This window comes from Streptomyces sp. NBC_00631 (assembly GCF_045206895.1).
In the GTDB taxonomy this organism is placed as follows: Bacteria; Actinomycetota; Actinomycetes; order Streptomycetales; family Streptomycetaceae; genus Streptomyces.
The window spans coordinates 1,949,905-1,970,451 of the sequence record NZ_CP107734.1; the positions used below are offsets into that span (position 1 = coordinate 1,949,905).

General features: G+C 71.4%; 20 protein-coding genes. 12 read left to right on the forward strand and 8 right to left on the reverse strand.

Going from position 1 to position 20,547, the window contains the following annotated elements; all coding sequences use genetic code 11:
- Nucleotides 1-49: 49 nt before the first annotated feature.
- From OHB00_RS08965 to OHB00_RS08985, 5 genes are all read right to left on the reverse strand, one after another.
- Nucleotides 50-913: a phosphatidylinositol-specific phospholipase C/glycerophosphodiester phosphodiesterase family protein gene (locus OHB00_RS08965; RefSeq protein ID WP_406433015.1), complete on the reverse strand. Its 864-nt coding sequence runs from the start codon at nucleotides 911-913 to the stop codon at nucleotides 50-52.
- A gap of 248 nt (nucleotides 914-1,161) precedes the next feature.
- Complete coding sequence (locus OHB00_RS08970; protein ID WP_406433017.1) at nucleotides 1,162-2,235, reverse strand: acyl-CoA dehydrogenase family protein; 1,074 nt, start codon at nucleotides 2,233-2,235, stop codon at nucleotides 1,162-1,164.
- A complete protein-coding gene (locus tag OHB00_RS08975; RefSeq protein ID WP_406433019.1) occupies nucleotides 2,232-3,413 on the reverse strand; it encodes an acyl-CoA dehydrogenase family protein in 1,182 nt (393 codons plus the stop codon). The genes OHB00_RS08970 and OHB00_RS08975 overlap by 4 nt, the downstream gene beginning before the upstream one ends.
- The gene (locus tag OHB00_RS08980; RefSeq protein ID WP_406433021.1) at nucleotides 3,410-4,378 is read right to left on the reverse strand and encodes an NADPH:quinone oxidoreductase family protein; all 969 of its coding nucleotides are present in this window, start codon (nucleotides 4,376-4,378) and stop codon (nucleotides 3,410-3,412) included. Before OHB00_RS08980 ends, OHB00_RS08975 begins: the two co-directional genes overlap by 4 nt.
- 110 nt (nucleotides 4,379-4,488) lie before the next feature.
- Nucleotides 4,489-5,061, reverse strand: a complete 573-nt coding sequence (locus tag OHB00_RS08985) for a helix-turn-helix domain-containing protein (RefSeq protein ID WP_406433023.1) — start codon at nucleotides 5,059-5,061, stop codon at nucleotides 4,489-4,491.
- A gap of 152 nt (nucleotides 5,062-5,213) precedes the next feature.
- On the opposite strand from OHB00_RS08985, the gene OHB00_RS08990 reads away from it, so the two are divergent.
- From OHB00_RS08990 to OHB00_RS09010, 5 genes are all read left to right on the forward strand, one after another.
- On the forward strand, nucleotides 5,214-6,779 hold the full coding sequence (locus OHB00_RS08990) for a N,N-dimethylformamidase beta subunit family domain-containing protein (protein ID WP_406433025.1): 1,566 nt from the start codon (nucleotides 5,214-5,216) through the stop codon (nucleotides 6,777-6,779).
- Between the two features lie 54 nt (nucleotides 6,780-6,833).
- Nucleotides 6,834-8,372 carry an ATP-dependent DNA ligase gene (locus OHB00_RS08995; protein ID WP_406433027.1) on the forward strand — a complete coding sequence of 513 codons (1,539 nt, stop codon included), beginning with the start codon at nucleotides 6,834-6,836 and terminating at the stop codon, nucleotides 8,370-8,372.
- Nucleotides 8,369-8,836, forward strand: a complete 468-nt coding sequence (locus OHB00_RS09000) for an NUDIX domain-containing protein (RefSeq protein WP_406433029.1) — start codon at nucleotides 8,369-8,371, stop codon at nucleotides 8,834-8,836. Before OHB00_RS08995 ends, OHB00_RS09000 begins: the two co-directional genes overlap by 4 nt.
- A gap of 75 nt (nucleotides 8,837-8,911) precedes the next feature.
- Entirely contained in the window at nucleotides 8,912-10,297 is a 1,386-nt protein-coding gene (locus OHB00_RS09005; RefSeq protein WP_406433031.1) for an NADP-dependent succinic semialdehyde dehydrogenase, read from the forward strand.
- Nucleotides 10,298-10,321: 24 nt separating this feature from the next.
- Nucleotides 10,322-10,552, forward strand: a complete 231-nt coding sequence (locus OHB00_RS09010; RefSeq protein ID WP_089105419.1) for a DUF6213 family protein — start codon at nucleotides 10,322-10,324, stop codon at nucleotides 10,550-10,552.
- 318 nt (nucleotides 10,553-10,870) lie between these two features.
- Here the strand turns inward: OHB00_RS09010 and OHB00_RS09015 are convergent, their stop codons facing one another.
- The gene (locus tag OHB00_RS09015; RefSeq protein WP_406433033.1) at nucleotides 10,871-11,302 is read right to left on the reverse strand and encodes a hypothetical protein; all 432 of its coding nucleotides are present in this window, start codon (nucleotides 11,300-11,302) and stop codon (nucleotides 10,871-10,873) included.
- A gap of 185 nt (nucleotides 11,303-11,487) precedes the next feature.
- Here OHB00_RS09015 and OHB00_RS09020 point away from each other — a divergent pair, with 185 nt between their 5' ends.
- The 3 genes from OHB00_RS09020 to OHB00_RS09030 are packed head-to-tail and all read left to right on the forward strand — an operon-like array spanning nucleotide 11,488 to nucleotide 14,337.
- A complete protein-coding gene (locus OHB00_RS09020) occupies nucleotides 11,488-12,552 on the forward strand; it encodes a type III polyketide synthase (protein WP_406433035.1) in 1,065 nt (354 codons plus the stop codon).
- A 5-nt stretch (nucleotides 12,553-12,557) separates the two neighbouring features.
- Nucleotides 12,558-13,808 carry a cytochrome P450 gene (locus OHB00_RS09025; protein WP_406433037.1) on the forward strand — a complete coding sequence of 417 codons (1,251 nt, stop codon included), beginning with the start codon at nucleotides 12,558-12,560 and terminating at the stop codon, nucleotides 13,806-13,808.
- Between the two features lie 7 nt (nucleotides 13,809-13,815).
- Nucleotides 13,816-14,337 (forward strand): cupin domain-containing protein, encoded by a 522-nt coding sequence (locus tag OHB00_RS09030; protein ID WP_406433039.1) that lies wholly within the window; start codon nucleotides 13,816-13,818, stop codon nucleotides 14,335-14,337.
- Between the two features lie 127 nt (nucleotides 14,338-14,464).
- Here OHB00_RS09030 and OHB00_RS09035 read toward each other — a convergent pair whose 3' ends face one another.
- Complete coding sequence (locus OHB00_RS09035; RefSeq protein WP_406433041.1) at nucleotides 14,465-15,691, reverse strand: acyl-CoA dehydrogenase family protein; 1,227 nt, start codon at nucleotides 15,689-15,691, stop codon at nucleotides 14,465-14,467.
- 172 nt (nucleotides 15,692-15,863) lie between these two features.
- Between OHB00_RS09035 and OHB00_RS09040 the strand changes: the two genes are divergently transcribed.
- Nucleotides 15,864-16,508 (forward strand): TetR family transcriptional regulator, encoded by a 645-nt coding sequence (locus OHB00_RS09040; protein ID WP_406433043.1) that lies wholly within the window; start codon nucleotides 15,864-15,866, stop codon nucleotides 16,506-16,508.
- A 104-nt stretch (nucleotides 16,509-16,612) separates the two neighbouring features.
- Here OHB00_RS09040 and def read toward each other — a convergent pair whose 3' ends face one another.
- The gene (gene def, locus OHB00_RS09045; protein ID WP_406433045.1) at nucleotides 16,613-17,152 is read right to left on the reverse strand and encodes a peptide deformylase; all 540 of its coding nucleotides are present in this window, start codon (nucleotides 17,150-17,152) and stop codon (nucleotides 16,613-16,615) included.
- 150 nt (nucleotides 17,153-17,302) lie between these two features.
- Here def and OHB00_RS09050 point away from each other — a divergent pair, with 150 nt between their 5' ends.
- The 3 genes from OHB00_RS09050 (at nucleotide 17,303) to OHB00_RS09060 (ending at nucleotide 20,501) form a co-directional block, all read left to right on the forward strand.
- On the forward strand, nucleotides 17,303-18,541 hold the full coding sequence (locus tag OHB00_RS09050) for a MurT ligase domain-containing protein (RefSeq protein ID WP_406433047.1): 1,239 nt from the start codon (nucleotides 17,303-17,305) through the stop codon (nucleotides 18,539-18,541).
- A gap of 25 nt (nucleotides 18,542-18,566) precedes the next feature.
- Nucleotides 18,567-19,295, forward strand: a complete 729-nt coding sequence (locus OHB00_RS09055; RefSeq protein ID WP_406433049.1) for a type 1 glutamine amidotransferase — start codon at nucleotides 18,567-18,569, stop codon at nucleotides 19,293-19,295.
- Nucleotides 19,296-19,475: 180 nt separating this feature from the next.
- Nucleotides 19,476-20,501: a 6-phosphofructokinase gene (locus tag OHB00_RS09060; protein ID WP_406433051.1), complete on the forward strand. Its 1,026-nt coding sequence runs from the start codon at nucleotides 19,476-19,478 to the stop codon at nucleotides 20,499-20,501.
- Nucleotides 20,502-20,547: the final 46 nt, after the last annotated feature.

Below are 20,547 nucleotides of genomic sequence, written 5' to 3' on the forward strand. Positions count from 1 at the left end.
TAGCGGAGGGTTGGCCCGTGCGGTTGACACGACCCCCGTTCGAGTGGTGTTACGACGCCGCGTGGGCGTCCAGGAAGGCCTCCAGGCCGGCGAGGTCGTCGGTGTTGAAGTAGTCGACGCCGGCGGCGAGCAGCTCGCTCCACAGCGCGTCGCGTGCCGGTCCGGCCGTGTCCGGGGTGGCCCAGAACCGCACCTTCTGCCCGTCCGCGTGGGCCTCCTGGATGATGCCGCGCAGCTTCTGCCGCTCGGCCTCCGGGAAGTCGCCGTCGCCGAGCCAGGTGAAGTTGAGGGTCCAGTTGTCGCTGATCAGCGGGACGAAGGAGGCGGGCGCCGAGGTGCCGAGGTCGGTGAGCCTGCCGTCGTAGAACGCCCGGCGCACGGTCTGCGCCTCCATCGGCGTGCGCGCGGCACGGTCACCGGAGATGACGTTGGTGACCGCACCGGGGATCACCCGGCCGTGCGCGTAGGTGGTGAACAGGTGCGGGTAGCGCCGCAGATGCCGGTCGAGCTCCAGGTAGGTCGAGGAGCCCTCGGTCTTGATGTCGATGAGCAGTTGCAGCGGCCTGCGCCAACCCCGGTACACCTGGCCGTGGTTGGCCCTGACGATCGCGGCCAGTGGGTCGAGGTACAGGGATTCGAGGGTGCGGGTCGGGTCGAGGTCGTCCTCGGTGTGCCCGATGAGGAGCTGGTCACCGACGAGGAAGATGTCGGCCTCGACGCTGCCGAAGCGGTGGTCGAGGGCGTCGTGGAGGGGGTGGGTGTGCTCGTAGTCGTTGTGGGCGTGGGCACGCCACAGCGGCCGCGGGCCGCGGTGGCCGCCGCCCGCCCATGCCTGCGCACCGGGCAGCACGACGGCACCGGCGACGGCGGCACCGAGGGTGGTGAGGGCTCTGCGACGGGTGGTGAGGGCCATGCTCTGCCTCCCTTGTAGGGCCATGCGGGACCCAAGGGAGTATGCGTGCGAACACAGCTCAATTGATGTATCTACGCAGGGAGTTGGCTGGCCTGCCACTCCCGGTTCACTTCATGCGAACCTCACCGGCGGCGCCCCGTCAGGGGCGCGGGGCTGTATCGAACATGCGGCTCCGCCGCCTGTGCGCGACCAGCCCCCACGCACCCGCAGCCGCACCCGCACCCGCACCCGCACCCGAAATCGCTACCTCACGGCGCCTGCAGATCGACCAGTTCGGCCAGGGCTTCTCGATGCGCCCCCGCCGTACCGAAGGCAGTCGCGTCAGCCTTCGCCCGCTTCAGATACAGGTGGATCGGATGTTCCCAGGTCATCCCGATCCCCGCATGCAACTGCAGCGCCTCCTCGGCAGCGTGCACGGCGACCGGCCCCGCGTAAGCCTGCGCGACAGCCACCAGCACGTCGGCATCCTCGCCGGAGGCCAACGCGTCGGCGGCGCCCCGCGCAGCGGCCCGCAGATTGACGACCTCCAGCCACAACTGCGCCAGCCGATGCTTCAGCGCCTGGAACCCGCCGACCGGCCGGTTGAACTGCTTGCGCTCCTTGAGGTACCGGACGGTCTCGGTCAACGCCCATTCGGCGACACCGAACTGCTCGGCGGCCAGCAGCCCGGCCCCGGCCCGCAGCGCCCGCCGCACGGCGGGTTCCGCGTCACCGACGCGACGCCCCGCGGCCCCGTCGAGGGTGACCGTGGCGAGTGGCCGGGTGAGATCGAAGGCCACCTGCGGGGTGACGGAAACCACGCCCGCCTCCACCGCGTACAGGCCGCCGTCGTCCCCCGGTACCAGCAGCACGTCCGCGGCGACCGCGTCGGCGATCCCGGTCAACCCGCCGTGCAGCAGCCCGCCTTCGACCCGTACGGTCTTGAACGCGGCGCCCGGGGCGACGTGCAGCCCCACGGCCAGCGCCCCGATCGTCCGCCCCGACGCCAGCCGCGCGAGGAGTTCCTCGTCGCCGCAGGCCAGCAACGCCTCGGTGGCGACCACCGCGCTCGTCAGGTAGGGCACGGGCGCCACTGCCCGCCCCAACTCCTCCAGCACGACGGCGACTTCGCGGTGCGAGGCGCCCTGGCCGCCCAGTTCCTCCGGCACCAGCAGACCCGCCAGGCCCATGCCGTCGGCCAGCGCCTTCCAGGCCGCCAGGTCGTGAGGGGCGTCCGACTCGGTGCGGGCGATGACACCGGGGGCGTCACAGTGGTCGGTGAGCAGGTCCCGCACGGCGGACCGCAGCGCCTCTTCCTCCTCCGAGTACAGCAGGTCGGTCATCGGGCCAGGTCCTTCCAGGCGACGTCCTTGTCGGTGCGCGGCTCCGAGGGCAGGCCCAGGACGCGCTCGGCGACGATGTTCAGCAGGACCTCGCTGGTCCCGCCCTCGATGCTGTTGCCCTTGGCGCGGAGGTAGCGGTAACCCGCGTCACGGCCGACGAAGTCGACGAGTTCGGGCCGGCGCATGGTCCAGTCGTCGTACAGCAGGCCTTCCTCGCCGCGGAGTTCGACCTCCAGGCCGCTGATCTCCTGGTTGAGGCGGGCGAAGGCGAGCTTCATGCCGGCGCCCTCGGGGCCGGGCTGGCCGGCGACGAGCTGCTGGCGCAGCCGTTCGGCGGTGAGGCGGGCGACCTCGGACTCGACCCACAGCTTCAGCAGCCGCTGGTGCAGGTCGTGGGTGCGCAGCTCGGGGCGCTCGCGCCAGGTCTTCACGACCGGGCCGATCATGCCGCCCTCGCGGGGCAGCCGCATGCCGCCGATGGCGACGCGCTCGTTGTTCAGCGTGGTCTGGGCGACCCGCCAGCCGTCGCCGATGGCGCCGAGGCGGCGGGAGTCGGGGATGCGGACGTCGGTGAGGAAGACCTCGTTGAACTCGGCCTCGCCGGTGATCTGCCGCAGCGGCCGGACGTCCACGCCCGGGTCGGTCATGTCGCAGATGAAGTAGGTGATGCCCGCGTGCTTGGGCACGTTCGGGTCGGTGCGGGCGATGAGGATGGCCCAGCGGGCGTTGTGCGCGCCGGAGGTCCACACCTTCTGCCCGTTCACCACCCACTCGTCGCCCTCCCGGACGGCCCGGGTGCCGAGCGCGGCCAGGTCGGAGCCGGCGCCGGGCTCGCTGAAGAGCTGGCACCAGACCTCCTCCCCGATCCACAGCGGCCGCAGATAGCGCTGTTTCTGCTCCTCGGTGCCGTACTTGAGGATGGTCGGCGCGGCCATGCCGAGCCCGATGCCGTTGCGGCGCGAGTCGTTGTCGGGGGCGCCCGCGGCCTCCAGCGCCGCGTCCACCACGACCTGGAGAGAGCGCGGGGCACCGAGGCCGCCGAGGCCCTCCGGGTAGTGCACCCAGGCCAGTCCCGCGTCGAAGCGGGCCTTGAGGAAGTCGAGCTTCCCGGTCGTGACGGGCCAGTGCGCGGCCAGCAGGTCGGCTGTGCGGCGCTCCAGTTCGGCAGCGTCGGTCATGCTGCGGCTCCCTTCGGCACGACGGTGACCCGGCCGGTGGTGACGCCGTCACCGACCCGCTGCACGGCCGCCGCGGCCTCGGACAGCGGGACCCGCTCGCTCACCAGGGGCCTGATGGCGCCCTTGGCGGCCAGCTCGGTGAGCTGCTGGTGGCAGTGCAGGATCAGCTTCGGGTTCTTGGTGGCGTACAGGCCCCAGTGCAGGCCCATGATCGAGTAGTTCTTCACCAGGGCGTGGTTGAGCGCCGGGCTGGGAATGGTGCCGCTGGCGAAGCCGACGACCACGATCCGGCCCTCGAAGGCGACGACCTTGGTGGACTGCGTGTAGGCGTCGCCGCCGACCGGGTCGTAGATCACGTCGGCGCCCCGCCCGCCGGTGGCCTCCTTGACGGCGGCGACGACGTCGTCGGCGCGCCGGTCGACGACCACGTCACAGCCCTGCTCGCGGGCCACGGCCACCTTGTCGGCGCCGCCGACCACGCCGATCACCCTCGCCCCGGCCGCCTTGCCGAGCTGGACGGCCGCGCTGCCGACCCCGCCGGCGGCGGCGTGCACGAGCAGTGTCTCGCCCGCCTGGAGCGCCGCCCGGCGGTGCAGTCCGAACCAGCCCGTCTGGTAGCCGATGTGCAGCGCGGCGGCCTCGGCGTCGTCCAGCGCGTCCGGGGCGGGCAGCAGCGCGGCGGCGTCCGCGACCGCGTATTCGGCGAAACCGCCGTACGGCAGCGCCGGATTGGCGATCACCCGGCGCCCGTCCTCGGTCTCGCCGCAGATCTCCACGCCCGGGGTGAAGGGCAGCGGCGGGCGCACCTGGTAATGGCCCCGGCACATCAGCACATCAGGGAAGTTGATGTTGGCGGCACGCACCCTGAGCAGCACCTGGCCGTCGCCGGGCGTGGGCCGCTCCACCTCCTGGAGCCGCATCACCTCGCTCGGCTCGCCGTTCTCGTGCACTTGCCATGCCTGCATGCGGTGCCTCCACGGGACTGCGTCGACTGCGTCGTCTGACCGGGGTCCATCGCATACTAAGCGGTCGCTTGCCATCGAGGGAACAGCCTCCGGGGCGAACGCCGGATTCGTCACGTCCTCTTCGGCCGCGCCCGCACATGCATCCGCTCCCCCTGCGGCCCGAACAGGCTGAGGAACTCCACCGGCCCCTCCCCCGTCGACCCGAACCAGTGCGGCACCCGGGTGTCGAACTCGGCCGCCTCTCCCGCCGTCAGCACCACGTCGTACTCACCGAGCACCAGCCGCAGCTTTCCGGACAGCACGTACAACCACTCATAGCCCTCATGGGTACGCGGCTCGGGTTCGGGTTTCCGCTTCGGTTCGAGCACCTTGAAGGCCTGCAGGCCGCCGGGCTGCCGGGTGAGCGGCAGGAAGGTGCGGCCGTGGCGCTCCATCGGCTTGGCGCGCACCCGGGGATCGCCGGCCGGCGGGGCGCCGACGAGTTCGTCCAGGGGCACCTGATGGGCCTGCGCGATCGGCAGCAGCAGCTCAAGGCTGGGCTTGCGCAGCCCGGACTCCAGCCGGGAGAGGGTGCTGACCGAGATGCCGGTGGTCTCGGAGAGGGCGGCGAGGGTGACCTCCCGCTCCTTGCGGATCCGGCGTAGCCGGGGTCCCACGCCCGCGAGAACGTCGTCGGTAGTCATGGGAGGCATTGCAGTTTCGGCAACGCCCTTTGTCAATCCGGCAGCTTCGCACCGTGCGCGGCCGGCCCGCGGAGGTTACGGTCGGCGGAGCGCGCCCGGCTGCCGGCCCGGCGGCCGGGACCGTGACCACGAGCCGGGTCCAGGGAGACGATGTGGACGCTCGGAGGCGGCAGGAAGCATCGCCGGGGCCCGGGTCCGGGACCGCCCGCAGGCGGTTCCTCGGTCTCTGCGCGGGCGTCGGACTGGGAGCGGCCGCCTGCGAGCGGGCGGCCCCGGACCGGCGGCCCGGAGCGCCGGACTCCCGGCTGCCCGAGGCGGAGCGCGAGCGTCCGGGGACCGGGGACTGGCGCATCGGGTCCCTCGGCGCCCCCGACGCGATCGCCGGCTACGCCGACCGGGTGAGCGTGACACCGGGCGAGGAGTTCGGCCTGTCCGTGTCGACCACGGCCGCCGCCTTCCGGATCTCGGCGCTGCGGGTCGGCTGGTACGGCGGGAAACAGGCCCGGCGGGTCTGGTACTCGCCCCGCATACCGGGTCGCGCCCAGCCGTCTCCCCGGATCCTCGCCGCCACCCGCACCGTGCGCGCCGGCTGGCCGCGCACGCTCACCGTGGACACCACCGGCTGGCCGGAGGGGGCGTACCTGCTGCGCCTGGAGGCCGAGAGCGGCCACCAGCGGTACGTGCCGCTGATCGTGCGCTCCACGCACGGCGCGGGCCGCACCGTCCTGCTGCACGCCCCGGCGACCTGGCAGGCGTACAACAGGTGGGGCGGGCTCAGCCTCTACGCCGGGTCCGACGGCGGTTACGCGGGCCGCTCGCTGGCCGTCACCTTCGACCGGCCCTACGACCTGAACGGCGCGGAGAAGTTCCTGGTGTACGAGTGGGCCGCGGTCGTGCTGGCCGAACGGCTCGGCATCCCGCTCGCCTACACCACCGGGGCGGACGTGCACACCGACCCGGGCGTGCTGGCCGGGGCCGCCGCGGTCGTGTGCCTGGGCCACGACGAGTACTGGACGCCCGAGCAGCGCCGGCATGTCACGGCCGCCCGGGACGCCGGCACCAACATCGCCTTCCTCGGCGCGAACACCTGCTTCCGGCGGATCCGGCTGGAGGCCTCGGAGACCGGCCCCGGCCGTACCGTCGTCTGCTACAAGTCCTCGTACACCGCCGACCCCTGCTTCCCCGCCCGGCCCGCCCTGGTCACCACCGACTTCCGCGCGGCCCCCGGCGCCGATCCCGAGTCCTCCCTCACCGGAGTGCTCTACGAGGGCTACCCGGTGGACGCCCCCTATGTCGTCACCGCACCGGACCACTGGCTGTACGAGGGCACCAAAGTCCGCGCCGGCGAGGGCTTCGGCCATCTGGTGGGAGTCGAGTACGACCGCGTCCCGCCCCGCACGACCGCTCCCGGCCCGCTGGAGATCACGGCCCACTCCCCGCTGGTGTGCGACGGACGGCCCAGCCACAGCGACTCCGCGTACTACACCGTGACCGGCGGCGCCGGGGTCTTCGCGTCCGGCACCATGCGGTGGGTGGAGGCCCTGATCGCGGCCACCGGAGACGGCAGCAGGCACCACGGCATGGACGCGGCCACCCGCGCCTTCGTGACCCGCACCACGGAGAACCTGCTGCGTGCCTTCGCCGAGGGTCCGGCGGCCCACCACCGCCCGGCACCGCGCCCCAACACCCGGCAGGTGTACGCGACCGCCCCGGCATGATCCCGGGTACCGGCCCCGGGTGTCGGCGGGCCGTATCCGGAGCACTATGGCTGCATGCTGCTGACCCGGCTCGCCGAAGTGTCCCGGGAGGTGGCCGCCACCGCGGCCAGGTCCCGCAAGACGGCCCTGCTCGCCGAGCTCTTCCGGGAGACGGCCCCCGACGACGTACCGATCGTCATCCCCTATCTGGCCGGCCGGCTCCCGCAGGGCCGCCTCGGCGTCGGCTGGAAGGTGCTGAGCCGGTCCGTCCCGCCTGCCGCCGGACCGTCCCTCACGGTCCGCGAGGCGGACGCCCGGCTGAGCGAGCTCGGCAAGGTCTCCGGAGCCGGTTCGCAGGCCGAACGGGTGCGGATCGTGGGCGAGTTGATGGGCGCGGCCACCGCGGACGAGCAGCGGTTCCTGCTCGGCCTGATCACCGGGGAGGTCCGGCAGGGCGCCCTGGACGCGGTCGCCGTCGAGGGGCTCGCCCAGGCGACCGGCGCGGACGCGGCGGAGGTGCGGCGGGCGGTGATGCTCGCGGGGTCGCTCCAGGCGGTGGCCGAGGCGCTGCTCGCCGACGGTCCGCCGGCCCTCGCCCGGTTCCGGCTCACCGTCGGCCGCCCGGTCCTGCCGATGCTGGCCCACACCGCCGCCTCGGTGACCGAGGCGGTGGGGAAGCTGGGGGTCTGCGCGGTCGAGGAGAAGCTGGACGGCATCCGGGTCCAGGTCCACCGGGACGGGGACACGGTGCGCGTCTTCACCCGCACCCTGGACGACATCACCGACCGGCTTCCCGAAGTCACCTCTGCCGCACGGGAGTTGGCGGGCGACCGGTTCATCCTGGACGGCGAGGTGATCTCCTTCGACGCGGCCGGCCGCCCCCGTTCGTTCCAGGAGACGGCGGGCCGGGTCGGCTCCCGCACGGACGTGGTGAAGGCGGCGCGCGAGGTCCCGGTCTCCCCCGTCTTCTTCGACGCGCTCTCCGTCGGCGACCACGACCTCCTGGACCTCCCCTTCGCCGAGCGCCACGCGGAACTGGCCCGCCTGGTCCCCGAGCCGATGCGGGTGCGCCGGGCGCTGGTGGCCGGGGAACAGGACGCGACGACCGCCGAGGAGTTCCTCGCCGCCACCCTCACCCGCGGCCACGAGGGCGTGGTCGTCAAGGCTCTGGCCGCCCCCTACAGCGCCGGCCGCCGGGGCGCCTCCTGGCTCAAGGTGAAGCCCGTCCACACCCTCGACCTGGTCGTCCTGGCCGCCGAATGGGGCCACGGGCGCCGCACCGGCAAGCTCTCCAACCTCCACCTCGGCGCCCGCAACCCGGACGGCACCTTCGCCATGCTCGGCAAGACGTTCAAGGGCATGACCGACGCCATGCTGGAGTGGCAGACCGCCCGGCTCAAGGAGCTGGAGGTCTCGGACAGCGGCTGGGTGGTGACCGTACGCCCCGAACTCGTCGTCGAGATCGCCTACGACGGTCTGCAGAAGTCGACCCGCTACCCGGCCGGCGTCACCCTGCGCTTCGCCCGGGTGGTCCGCTACCGCGAGGACAAACGGCCCGAGGAGGCCGATACGGTGGAGGCCCTGCTGGCCGCCCACCCGGAGGTACGGCGTTGACGGAGCCGAAGCGAAGCGCGGGACTGCTGTTGTTCCGGCATACCGGCGAGGGTCTTGAGGTGTTGCTCGGCCATATGGGCGGGCCGTACTTCGCGAAGAAGGACGCGGGCGCCTGGACGGTCCCCAAGGGCGAGTACGAGCCCGCAGAGCCCGCCTGGGAGGCGGCCCGGCGCGAGTTCCAGGAGGAGCTGGGGCTGGCGCCGCCGGACGGCGAGGCGATCGACCTGGGCGAGGTCCGGCAGACCAACGGCAAGATCGTCACGGCATGGGCGATCGAGGCGGACCTGGACCCGGCCACGATCTCCCCCGGCACCTTCGTGATGGAGTGGCCGCTGCGGTCGGGCCGGATCCAGGAGTTCCCGGAGCTGGACCGGGTGGCCTGGCTGACCCCCGACCGGGCCCGCGAGGTGATCGTCACGGCCCAGGCCGCGTTTCTCGACCGGCTGGCGGAGCACTCGGGCTGAAGAGACGCCTACGCGTTGCGGTCCCCGGGACCGCGCGGGAAGGTCGTAGCAAGCCCGCTCCCAGGGAGGTCAGCCATGCCCATCGCGACGGTCAACCCGGCGAACGGCGAGACGCTGGAAACGTTCGAGGCCATGGACGAGGACGAGATCGAACGCCGGCTCGAACTCGCCGAGGCCACGTTCCGTACGTACCGCACGAGCACCTTCGCCGAACGTGCCCGGCTGCTGCACCGGGCCGCCGATCTGCTGGAGGCGGAGCGGGACGACATCGCGCGCACCATGACCACCGAGATGGGCAAGCCGCTGAAGCAGGCCCGCGCGGAGGCCGCGAAGTGCGCGAAGGCGATGCACTGGTACGCCGACCACGCGGAGGAGCTGCTGGCCGACGAGGAGCCCGCGGAGACGGACGTGAAGGACTCGGGCGCGTCCCGGGTGCGGGTGCGCTACCGCCCCGTGGGGCCGGTGCTCGCCGTGATGCCGTGGAACTTCCCGCTCTGGCAGGTGGTCCGCTTCGCCGCGCCCGCGCTGATGGCCGGCAACGTGGGGCTGCTCAAGCACGCCTCCAACGTCCCCCAGACCGCCCTGTACCTGGAGGACCTGTTCCACCGGGCCGGTTTCACCGAGGGCTGCTTCCAGACCCTGCTGATCGGCTCCGGCGCGGTCGACGACATCCTGCGCGACGAGCGGGTGAAGGCGGCGACGCTCACCGGCAGCGAGCCCGCGGGCCGCGCGGTCGCAGCCACCGCCGGCGAGATGATCAAGAAGACGGTGCTGGAACTGGGCGGCAGCGACCCCTACGTGGTGATGCCCTCGGCGGACATCGACCGGGCCGCGCGGATCGCGGTGACCGCGCGGGTGCAGAACAACGGGCAGTCGTGCATCGCCGCGAAGCGGTTCATCGTGCACACGGACGTCTACGACACGTTCACGGAGAAGTTCGTGGCGGGCATGGCCGCGCTGCGGACGGGCGACCCGATGGACGAGGAGACGGACGTCGGGCCGCTCTCCAGCGAGCAGGGGCGCAAGGATCTGGAGGAGCTGGTCGAGGACGCGAAGCGGTCGGGTGCCGAGGTGCTGTGCGGCGGGCAGCGGCCGGACGGGCCCGGCTGGTACTACCCGCCGACCGTGCTCGCGGGGATCCACCGCGACATGCGCATCCACCGCGAGGAGGCGTTCGGGCCGGTGGCCACGGTGTACCGGGCCGGGGACCTGGACGAGGCGATCCTCATCGCCAACGACTCGCCCTTCGGGCTGAGTTCGAACGTGTGGACGCGGGACGACGCCGAGGTGGACCGGTTCGTACGGGATCTGGAGGTTGGTGGCGTGTTCGTCAACGGCATGACCGCCTCGCACCCGGCGTTTCCCTTCGGCGGGGTGAAGCGGTCCGGATACGGCCGTGAGCTGTCCGGGCATGGAATCCGGGAGTTCTGCAACATCACCACCGTTTGGCAGGGTGCGTGACGGTTGCGCGGCTACGATCCGGGTGTGAACCGCGAAGTGACTCTGCCTCTGATCGTCGACGACCGCGGTACCTTGCAGGTGGCCGCGGCCGACGTGAGTAAGTTGTTGCGGACGCTGGGGGCGCGGTGGCTGCGTCTGGTGGAGGCCGACGAGGGTGGGTTGGACGAGGACACGGTGGCTGCTCTGACCATCGAGCTGGCGAAGCTCGCCGATCGGATCGACGTGGCTTGTATCGCCCACAGCAGTGGGGAGTGACGGCCGTTCGGTGGGTGCGGGTGCGTTGTGGCTGGTCGCGCCCACGCGGCGGCAGCCGCAAATCGATACAGCCCCGCGCCGCTGAAGCAGGCGGGATCAGCTGAGCGAGCTCCAGAACATCGCCTCGTACGCCTGGAGCAGGCGGCCGTAGGAATACGCCGGTCCGGTGTCCAGCCGGCCGGTGGCCGGTCCCGCCTGCACCGCTGCCGTCGCCTGCTCGTCCAGGGCCGGAGCCGGTTCTGCGAAGAAGTCGAAGAAGGCGCACGCCTCGTCCGTGAAGCCGTAGTGCCGGCGCAGCCCCGGCGCGATGCTCGCGCACTACGTTCCCCAGGTCGCGAAGTTGGCCGTGACGGCCAGGACGGCGCCGGTCGGGGCGGCGTTGAGGGCGAGCCAGGAGATGTACGCCGAGTACGCCTGGCAGCCCGGTAAGGGCTCGTACGCCTGCCTGCGCTCGGCATCCACTTCGCACGCCTCGGTGAACGCGCCCAGCCGCTCTGCCGCCGGTTCCTCGCCCTCGGCCGGCATGGCGAAGAACCCGGCGGCCGTCGGCTCCTCGGTGGCGCGCTGCGCCAGATGCAGGAACGCGCCCCGGTCGGCGGGGATCACCCGGTGTTGTTCCGGCGCGAGGGCGGCGAGTGTCTCCAGACTCGCCCGGCCGTCGGCGACGAGGCGGACAAGTGGATTGGCTTTCGGGTCCGGGGCAAGCTCTGACCTGGCCTTTTTCAGCATTTCCGCGGCCGTGCCGAGCATCGCGTCCTCCTCGTCCGGATACCTCTGTGCTGCTGCGGCCCTGACACGGGGTCACCGGTTCGGAGTAGTCCGGCGAGAGATCATCGCCCTCACGGGTGATCGTGAGGGAACCACCTCCTGAGGTGAACCACCTCTCTGACCGGTCGGGCCAAAACCCGCCGGAAGGCTGAAAGCAGGCACGGTTCATGGCGACTTTGTGCAAACCCTCAGTGTCGGTCCCGGAGTACGTGATCACGATGGAGGAGACGCTGGAACTGGCGCGCTCCCACCACGAGAACCACCCGCAGCTGCCGTTGGCGCTGAGACTGATCGAGAACACGGGCGTTCGCACCCGGCACATCGTGCAGCCGATCGAGGAAACCCTGAAGCACCCCGGCTTCGAGGAGCGCAACAAGCTCTACGAGGCCGAGGCCAAGGCCCGGGTCCCCGCCGTCATCCAGCGAGCGCTCGACGACGCCGAACTGCTCACCACCGACATCGACGTGATCATCTACGTCTCGTGCACGGGCTTCATGATGCCCTCGCTCACGGCGTGGCTGATCAACGAGATGGACTTCGACTCCACCACCCGCCAGCTCCCCATCGCGCAGCTCGGCTGCGCGGCCGGCGGAGCGGCGATCAACCGGGCGCACGACTTCTGCTCGGCGTACCCGGACGCCAACGCCCTCATCGTGGCCTGCGAGTTCTGCTCGCTGTGCTACCAGCCGACCGACCTCGGCGTCGGCTCGCTGCTCTCCAACGGCCTCTTCGGCGACGGCATCGCCGCCGCCGTGGTCCGCGGCAAGGGCGGCACGGGTGTCGAACTCGAACGCAACGGCTCGTACCTGATCCCCAAGACCGAGGAGTGGATCATGTACGACGTGCGGGCCACCGGGTTCCACTTCCTGCTGGACAAGCGGGTCCCGGCGACCATGGAGCCGCTCGCGCCGGCTCTCCAGGACCTGGCGGGGCTGCACGGCTGGGACGCGTCCGACCTGGACTTCTACATAGTCCACGCCGGCGGGCCGCGGATCCTGGACGACCTGAGCAAGTTCCTCCAGGTCGACCCGCACGCCTTCCGGTTCAGCCGGTCCACCCTCACCGAGTACGGCAACATCGCCAGCGCCGTCGTCCTGGACGCGCTGCGCCGGATGTTCGACGAGGGCGGTGCCGAGCACCAGGCACGCGGCCTGCTGGCCGGGTTCGGTCCCGGCATCACCGCGGAGATGTCGCTGGGTCGCTGGCGGCGTTCGGACGAAGAGGCGGCTTGACCGAGATGACGATCACGGAACCGCTCGACCCCGCCGACGAGGCACCCGGCGAAACGCTCGGTGAGACCACCTGTCCGGTCCGGCACTGGAATGTGCCGGACCTGACGGGGGTGGATTTCGACCCCACCCTGACCGAGCTGATGCGGGAGGGTCCGGTCACCCGGATCCAGCTGCCCAACGGCGAGGGCTGGGCGTGGCTGGTCACCCGGTACGACGACGTACGGATGGTGGCCAACGACCCCCGGTTCAGCCGGGAGGCGGTGATGGAGCAGCCGGTCACCCGGCTCGCCCCGCACTTCATCCCGGACCGCGGCGCGGTCGGCTTCCTGGACCCGCCCGACCACACGCGGCTGCGCCGCTCGGTGGCCTCCGCGCTCACCACCAAGGGCGTGGAGCGGGTCCGGGAGAAGGCCCGTCTGATGCTGGACGAGATCGTCGACGGGCTCGTCCAGGACGGGCCGCCCGCCGATCTCACGGCGACGGTCCTGAGCCCGTTCCCGATCGCGGTGATCTGCGAGGTGATGGGCGTGCCGGCCGCCGACCGGCACACCATGCACATCTGGACCCAGCTGATCCTCTCCTCGGCGCACGGCAAGGAGGTCAGCGAGAGGGCCAAGCGGGAGATGAGCGCCTACTTCGCCGATCTCATCGGGCTGCGGGAGAACAGCACGGGCGAGGACGTGAGCTCGCTGCTCGGCGCCGCGGTGGGCCGCGGCGAGGTCACGCTCGAGGAGGCCGTCGGTCTCGCCGTCCTCCTCCAGATCGGCGGCGAGGCGGTCACCAACAACAGCGGGCAGATGTTCTACCTGCTGCTGACCCGCCCCGACCTCCTGGACCGGCTGCGCACCGACCCGGCGATCCGCCCCCGGGCGATCGACGAGCTGCTGCGCTACATCCCGCACCGCAGCGCGGTCGGGTTGTCCCGGATCGCCCTCCAGGACGTCGAGATCAAGGGCGTACGGATCCGCGCGGGCGATCCCGTCTACGTCTCCTACCTGGCCGCCAACCGCGACCCGGAGGTCTTCCCGGACCCGGAGACGATCGACTTCTCCCGCAGTCCCAACCCGCACGTCGCCTTCGGCTTCGGCCCGCACTACTGCCCCGGCGGCCAGCTCGGCAGGCTGGAGGAGGAGCTGCTGGTCGACGCCCTCCTCGACCGGCTGCCCGGGCTGCGGCTGGCCGTGGCCCCGGAGCAGGTCCCCTTCAGAAAGGGCGCGTTGATCCGGGGCCCCGAGGCACTTCCGGTGACCTGGTGAGTGGCCCATGACCACGACCGAGGGACTCCTCGTACCACCGGGACACGGGCGCGTGGTCCAGACGCCGGCCCAGCGCGTCACCTTCAAGGTGACGGGCACGCACTCACGGGCGGCCTCCACCTTCGAGGTGGAGGTCCCGCCGGGCTTCGACGTGGGCGCCCATGTGCACACCCGCAGCGAGGAGTTGTTCTACGTCCTCGAAGGCGAGCTGGACGTCCTCGCCTTCGAGCCGCGCATCCGCACTCCCGACAACTGGCAGAAGTGGGAGTCGAGTTCGGGGAACAGGGTGGTGCGGGCCACCCCGGGCACGGTCATCGTCGTGCCACCGGGCTGCCCGCACGCCTTCGCCAACCCGACGGAGACCCCGGCGAGGATGTTCTTCCAGGCGTCCCCGCCCCCCGATCACGAGCGCTACTTCGAGGAACTGCTGGAGATCCTGGGCTCCGACGGCCCACCGGATCACGAGGCGATCGAGGAACTACGGAGGCGCTACGACATCGAGCAACTCACACCTTTGAAGCACCGGTGAGTCGAGCGCCCCGTCAGGGGCGCGGGGCGTTGTCGATCTGCGGCTCCGCCGCGTGGGCGCGACCAGCCACCGACGGCCGTCAGTCCGCGACGCACCGCACCCCCATCGGCGCATCGGCGCATCGGCGCTACCGGATCGGCATCCCCGACAACGTCCGGGCGATCACCAGCCGCTGGATCTCACTCGTGCCTTCGAAGATCGTGTAGATCGCGGCGTCCCGGTGCATCCGCTCCACCGGATACTCCCGCGTGTACCCGTTGCCGCCCAGGATCTGGATCGCCTGGGCGGTGACCTTCTTCGCCGTCTCGCTGGCGAACAGCTTCGACATCGACCCCTCGGCCGCGGTGAACGGCTTCCCGTTGATCCCCATCCAGGACGCCCGCCACACCAGCAGCCGGGCCGCGTCGATGGCCGTCCGCATGTCCGCGAGCTGGAAGGCCACCCCTTGGTTGTCGATGATCGGCCGCCCGAACTGCTCACGGGTCATGGCGTAGTCGAGGGCCACCTCGTACGCGGCACGCGCCGTACCGACGGCCATCGCACCGACGGCCGGCCGCGAGGCTTCGAACGTGGCCATCGCCGCGTTCTTCACCCGCTCGCCGCCCGACTTCGCCCGCTCCCGGGCCCGGGCCAGCCGCTCGTCCAGCTTCTCCTTGCCGCCGAGCAGGCAGGAACCGGGCACCCGGACGTTGTCCAGGACGACCTCGGCCGTGTGCGAGGCACGGATCCCGTGCTTCTTGAACTTCTGCCCCTGGGACAGCCCGGGCGTCCCGGGCGGGACGATGAACGAGGCGTGGCCCTTGGAGCCGAGCTCCGGGTCGACGACGGCGACGACGACGTGGACGTTGGCGATACCGCCGTTGGTCGCCCACGTCTTCGTGCCGTTGATCACCCACTCGTCCTTGGCCTCGTCGTAGACGGCCCGGGTGCGCATGGAGGCCACGTCGGAGCCGGCGTCGGGCTCGGAGGAGCAGAACGCGGCGACCTTGACGTCGTTGGTGTCGCCGTACATCTGGGGGATCCAGGTGCCGATCTGCTCCTCGGTGCCGTTGGCGAGCACGCCGACGGCGGCGAGGCCCGTGCCCACGATGGACAGGGCGATGCCGGCATCGCCCCAGAACAGCTCCTCCATGGCCATGGGGATGCCGAGACCGGTGGGGTCGAAGTACTGCTGGGCGTAGAAGTCGAGAGAGTAGATGCCGACCTTGGCGGCCTCCTGGATGACCGGCCAGGGAGTCTCCTCACGCTCGTCCCATTCGGCGGCCGCGGGGCGGATGACGTCGGCGGCGAAACCATGCAGCCAGTCGCGGACCTCCTTCTGTTCGTCGTTGAGTTCCATGGTGAACTCGGCCATGACTCCTCCAGCGGCGGCGCATAATATGTTACTAGCGGTAACCCAGTCTGTTACTGGTCAGTAGGAAAAGTCAACTCCCAAGGTCACCTCGGCAGCCAGTTCGAGGGCGGTTGGCTGTCAGGTGTTAGTTTGCGCAGGCGTCACCGAAAACAGCACGGGGTGGGGAGAGCACATGGACACCACGCAGCGGACCGAACAGCAGCGGTCCGCCGACCGCCGACGGCGCGAGCTGTTGGAGGCCGCCGACCGGGTGGTGCTGCGCGACGGCCCTCAGGCTTCCATGAACGCCATCGCGGCGGAGGCCGGCATCACCAAACCGATCCTTTACCGACACTTCGGCGACAAGAACGGACTCTACGCGGCGCTCGCCAAGCGGCACACGGACGCGCTGCTGAACTCGCTGCGCGCGGCGCTGGACGCTCCCGCGGATCGCCGTGAGCGGGTCGAGGCGACGCTGGACACCTACCTCGCGGCGATCGAGGCGCGGCCCCAGGTGTACCGGTTCCTGATGCATCCCGCGGAGGGCAGCACGGGGACCGACCAGGGGTTCGATGTCGGCAAGCACTCGGCTCCGCTGCTGCGGCGGATGGGCGAGGAGCTGGCGCAGGTCATCGAGGACCGGCTGGATCTGGGGCCCGCGAGTCAGCAGCTGGCTCGGGTGTGGGGGCACGGGATCGTCGGGATGATGCATGCGGCCGGGGACTGGTGGCTGGGGGAACGGCCCTGTTCTCGCGCCGAACTGGTCAGGAGTTTGGCCGATCTGCTGTGGGGGCGGCTGGCGGCTGCGGGGGACAAGATCGGCGGTCCGGGGTTCTGAAGGTCGCTCGTCGACTTTCAGCCGGTGGGGGCTGGTCGCGCCCACGCGACGGCAGCCGCAGATCAAACACGTCGCCTCGCGCCCGTGAAAGCGGGTGGGACCGCTCACCGGTGCCAAGAAGATCTGTCCACCTGTCGCATCAGCCTGCGCTTGCGCCAGCCCGTGACGTGGTCGGCGTACACGCGGCCCTCCAGGTGGTCGGTCTCGTGCTGCAGGCATCGCGCGAAGAAGCCCGTGCCGTGGATCGTGATCGGGTCGCCCGTCACCGTGAAGCCCTCGACCACCGCGTGGTCGTACCGCTCCGTGCCCGCCTCCAGGCCCGGCAGGGACAGGCAGCCCTCCGGGCCGCGGAGCGTCACGCCGTCCGCCTCCACCAGGCGCGGGTTCACCACGTGGCCCAGGTGGCGGACCTCCTCGTCGTCGGGGCAGTCGTACACGAACACCCGCAGCGGCTCCCCCACCTGGTTGGCCGCCAGGCCCACGCCCTCGGCCGCGTACATCGTCGCGAACAAGTCCTCCACCAGCCGGGAGAGTTCGGCGCCGAACTCGGTGACCTCCGCGCAACGGGCGTGCAGGACGGGGTCGCCGAGCAGGGTGAGGGGCCGGACCCGCCCGTGGGCGCCCGGAATGGAACCGTGTCGCATGGCCGTAAGGGTACGGTTCGGATCGGGCCCTGCCCGCCGCGCAGGCACGGGCCGGAATTCGGGTGTGCGAATGGATCTCGATAGGCTGACCTCACACCACGTTGCCGGATGGCTCAGGCGCGGCGCGTACGCAAGGAGGATCGAGAACTGATGGCAGGCAACTCGGACCCGCTCACGCCGCGGGCCAAGCTGGCCGTGACCGCGGGCAAGGCGGTGGCGGCGGCGTCCCGTGCGGCGGGGCGCGGCAGCGGGTCGGTGATCGGTGGCCGGGTCGCACTCAAACTCGACCCCGACCTGCTCGCCCGGCTCGCCCAGAACCTGGACGTCACGCTCGTCTCGGCGACCAACGGCAAGACGACGACCACCAGGCTCATCGCCGAGGCGCTGAAGGCCGCGGGGCCGGTCGTCTCCAACGCGCTCGGCGCCAACATGCCGGCCGGTATCACCTCCGCCCTGGCGGGCGGGTCGGACTCCAAGTTCGGCGTGATCGAGGTCGACGAGAAGTACCTGGCCGGGGTGGCCCGGGACACCGACCCGAAGTGCATCGCGCTGCTCAATCTCTCCCGCGACCAGCTCGACCGCGCCGCCGAGACCCGGATGCTCGCCGAGAACTGGCGCGAGGGCCTGGCCGGGTCGAAGGCCGTCATCGTGGCGAACTGCGACGACCCGCTGGTGGTGTGGGCCGCGTCCTCCTCCCCCAACGTGATCTGGGTCGCCGCCGGGCAGATGTGGAAGGACGACGCCTGGTCCTGCCCGTCCTGCGGTGGCGTGATGCAGCGGCCCGGCGACGACTGGTTCTGCGGTGAGTGCGGGTTCCGGCGGCCGACGCCGAGCTGGGTGCTCTCCGGGGACCACGTGCTCGACCCGCACGGGTCCGCCTGGCCGATCCACCTGCAGTTGCCGGGCCGCGCCAACAAGGCGAACGCCGCCTCGTCGGCCGCCGTCGCCGCCGTCTTCGGGGTGCCCCCGCAGGTCGCCCTGGAACGGATGTACCAGGTGCAGGCCGTCGCGGGACGGTACGACGTCGTGCAGTTCCAGGGACGGGACCTGCGGCTGCTCCTCGCCAAGAACCCGGCCGGCTGGCTGGAGACGTTCTCGCTGATCGACCCGCCGCCGGCGCCGGTCATCCTCTCGGTGAACGCGCGCGGCGCCGACGGCACCGACACCTCATGGCTGTGGGACGTGGACTACACGCGCCTGACCGGCCACCCGATCTTCGTGCTCGGTGACCGCAAGCTGGACCTCGCGGTGCGGCTGGAGGTCGCGAACCAGCACTTCCAGGTCTGCGACACCCTGGACCAGGCCGTCCAGATGTGCCCGCCGGGCCGGATCGAGGTCATCGCGAACTACACCGCGTTCCAGGACCTGCGCCGCCGCGTCGGCAACTGACTGACCACGAAGGAACGATCACCTCATGAGCGACAACCAACTGCGGCTGGTGTGGATCTACCCTGACCTGCTCAGCACCTACGGCGACCAGGGCAACGCGCTCGTCGTGGAGCGCCGGGCCCGGCAGCGCGGTCTCGACGTGGCCCGGCTGGACGTGCGCAGCGACCAGCCGATCCCGACCTCCGGCGACATCTACCTGATCGGCGGCGGCGAGGACCGTCCGCAGCGGCTCGCCGCCGAGCGGCTGCGCCGGGACGGGCATCTGTACCGGGCGGTGGAGAACGGCGCGATCGTGTTCTCGGTGTGCGCGGGCTACCAGATCCTCGGGCACGAGTTCATCAACGACCTCGGCCAGCGGGAGCCGGGCCTCGGCCTGCTCGACGTGACGACCGTGCGCGGCACCGGCGAGCGGTGCGTCGGTGACGTGCTCGCCGACATCGACCCGCGCCTCGGGCTGCCCCCGCTCACCGGGTTCGAGAACCACCAGGGCGTCACCCAGCTCGGCCCCACCGCCCGCCCCTTCGCCCGGGTCCAGCTGGGCCGGGGCAACGGCACCGGGGACGGCACGGAGGGCGCGTACAACGAAACCGTCTTCGGTACGTACATGCACGGGCCGGTCCTCGCCCGCAACCCGCTCATCGCCGACCTGCTGCTGAAGCTGGCGCTCGACGTGAACGCGCTGCCGCCGATCGACGACCGCTGGTACGAGGCGCTCCGCGACGAGCGCATCGCGGCCGCTCAGCAGCCTGCCTGACCCTTCGGGAACGGCCGGTTCCGGGGCCCGCCTGACAGGGTGTCCGCTCACATGTGCGGGCGCGTCCAGCAGGCGGACGCCCGGTGCGGAAGGCCCCCCTCGCGCGGGTAGGGTGACGCCGATGACAGCCGGACAGCGTGGTCCGGTCTCCGGCCCACGTGGAGAAGGTTGTTTCGGGCTATGCGCATTGGTGTCCTCACGTCCGGCGGCGACTGCCCCGGCCTGAACGCCGTCATCCGGTCCGTCGTGCACCGTGCCGTCGCCGACCACGGCGACGAGGTCATCGGCTTCCGGGACGGCTGGAAGGGCCTCCTGGAGTGCGACTACCTCAAGCTCGACCTCGACGCCGTGGCCGGCATCCTGGCCCGCGGCGGCACCATCCTCGGCTCCTCCCGGGTCCAGCCCTCGCATCTGCGGGACGGCGTGGAGCGGGCCAGGGGGCACGTCGCCGAACTCGGGCTCGACGCGATCATCCCGATCGGCGGTGAGGGCACGCTGAAGGCGGCCCGGCTGATGTCCGACGCCGGTCTGCCGATCGTGGGCGTGCCGAAGACCATCGACAACGACATCGCCGTCACCGACGTGACCTTCGGCTTCGACACGGCCGTGGGCGTCGCGACCGAGGCGCTCGACCGGCTCAAGACCACCGCCGAGTCCCACCAGCGGGTGCTGGTCGTGGAGGTCATGGGGCGGCACACCGGCTGGATCGCCCTGCACTCCGGCATGGCGGCCGGCGCCCACGCCATCGTCGTACCGGAACGGCCTTTCGAGATCGAGGAGTTGGCCCGCCGGGTCGGCGAGCGGTTCGAGGCGGGCAAGCGGTTCGCGATCGTCGTCGCGGCGGAGGGGGCGAAGCCGAAGGCGGGCACGATGGCCTTCGACGAGGGCGGCAAGGACATCTACGGCCATGAGCGGTTCGCCGGGATCGCCCGGCAGCTCTCCATCGAGTTGGAGCAGCGGCTCGGCAAGGAGGCGCGGCCGGTGATCCTCGGGCACGTGCAGCGGGGCGGGACGCCTACGGCGTACGACCGGGTGCTGGCGACGCGGTTCGGGTGGCATGCGGTGGAGGCCGTGCACCGGGGGGAGTTCGGTCACATGACCGCGCTGCGCGGGACGGACATCGTGATGGTGCCGCTCGCCGAGGCGGTGGAGACGTTGAAGACGGTGCCGACCGAGCGGTACGACGAGGCGGAGACCGTGCTGTAGGGGCAGCGCCGTAAGGGGTGCTGATTCGTTGCCGGGTGCGGGCGGG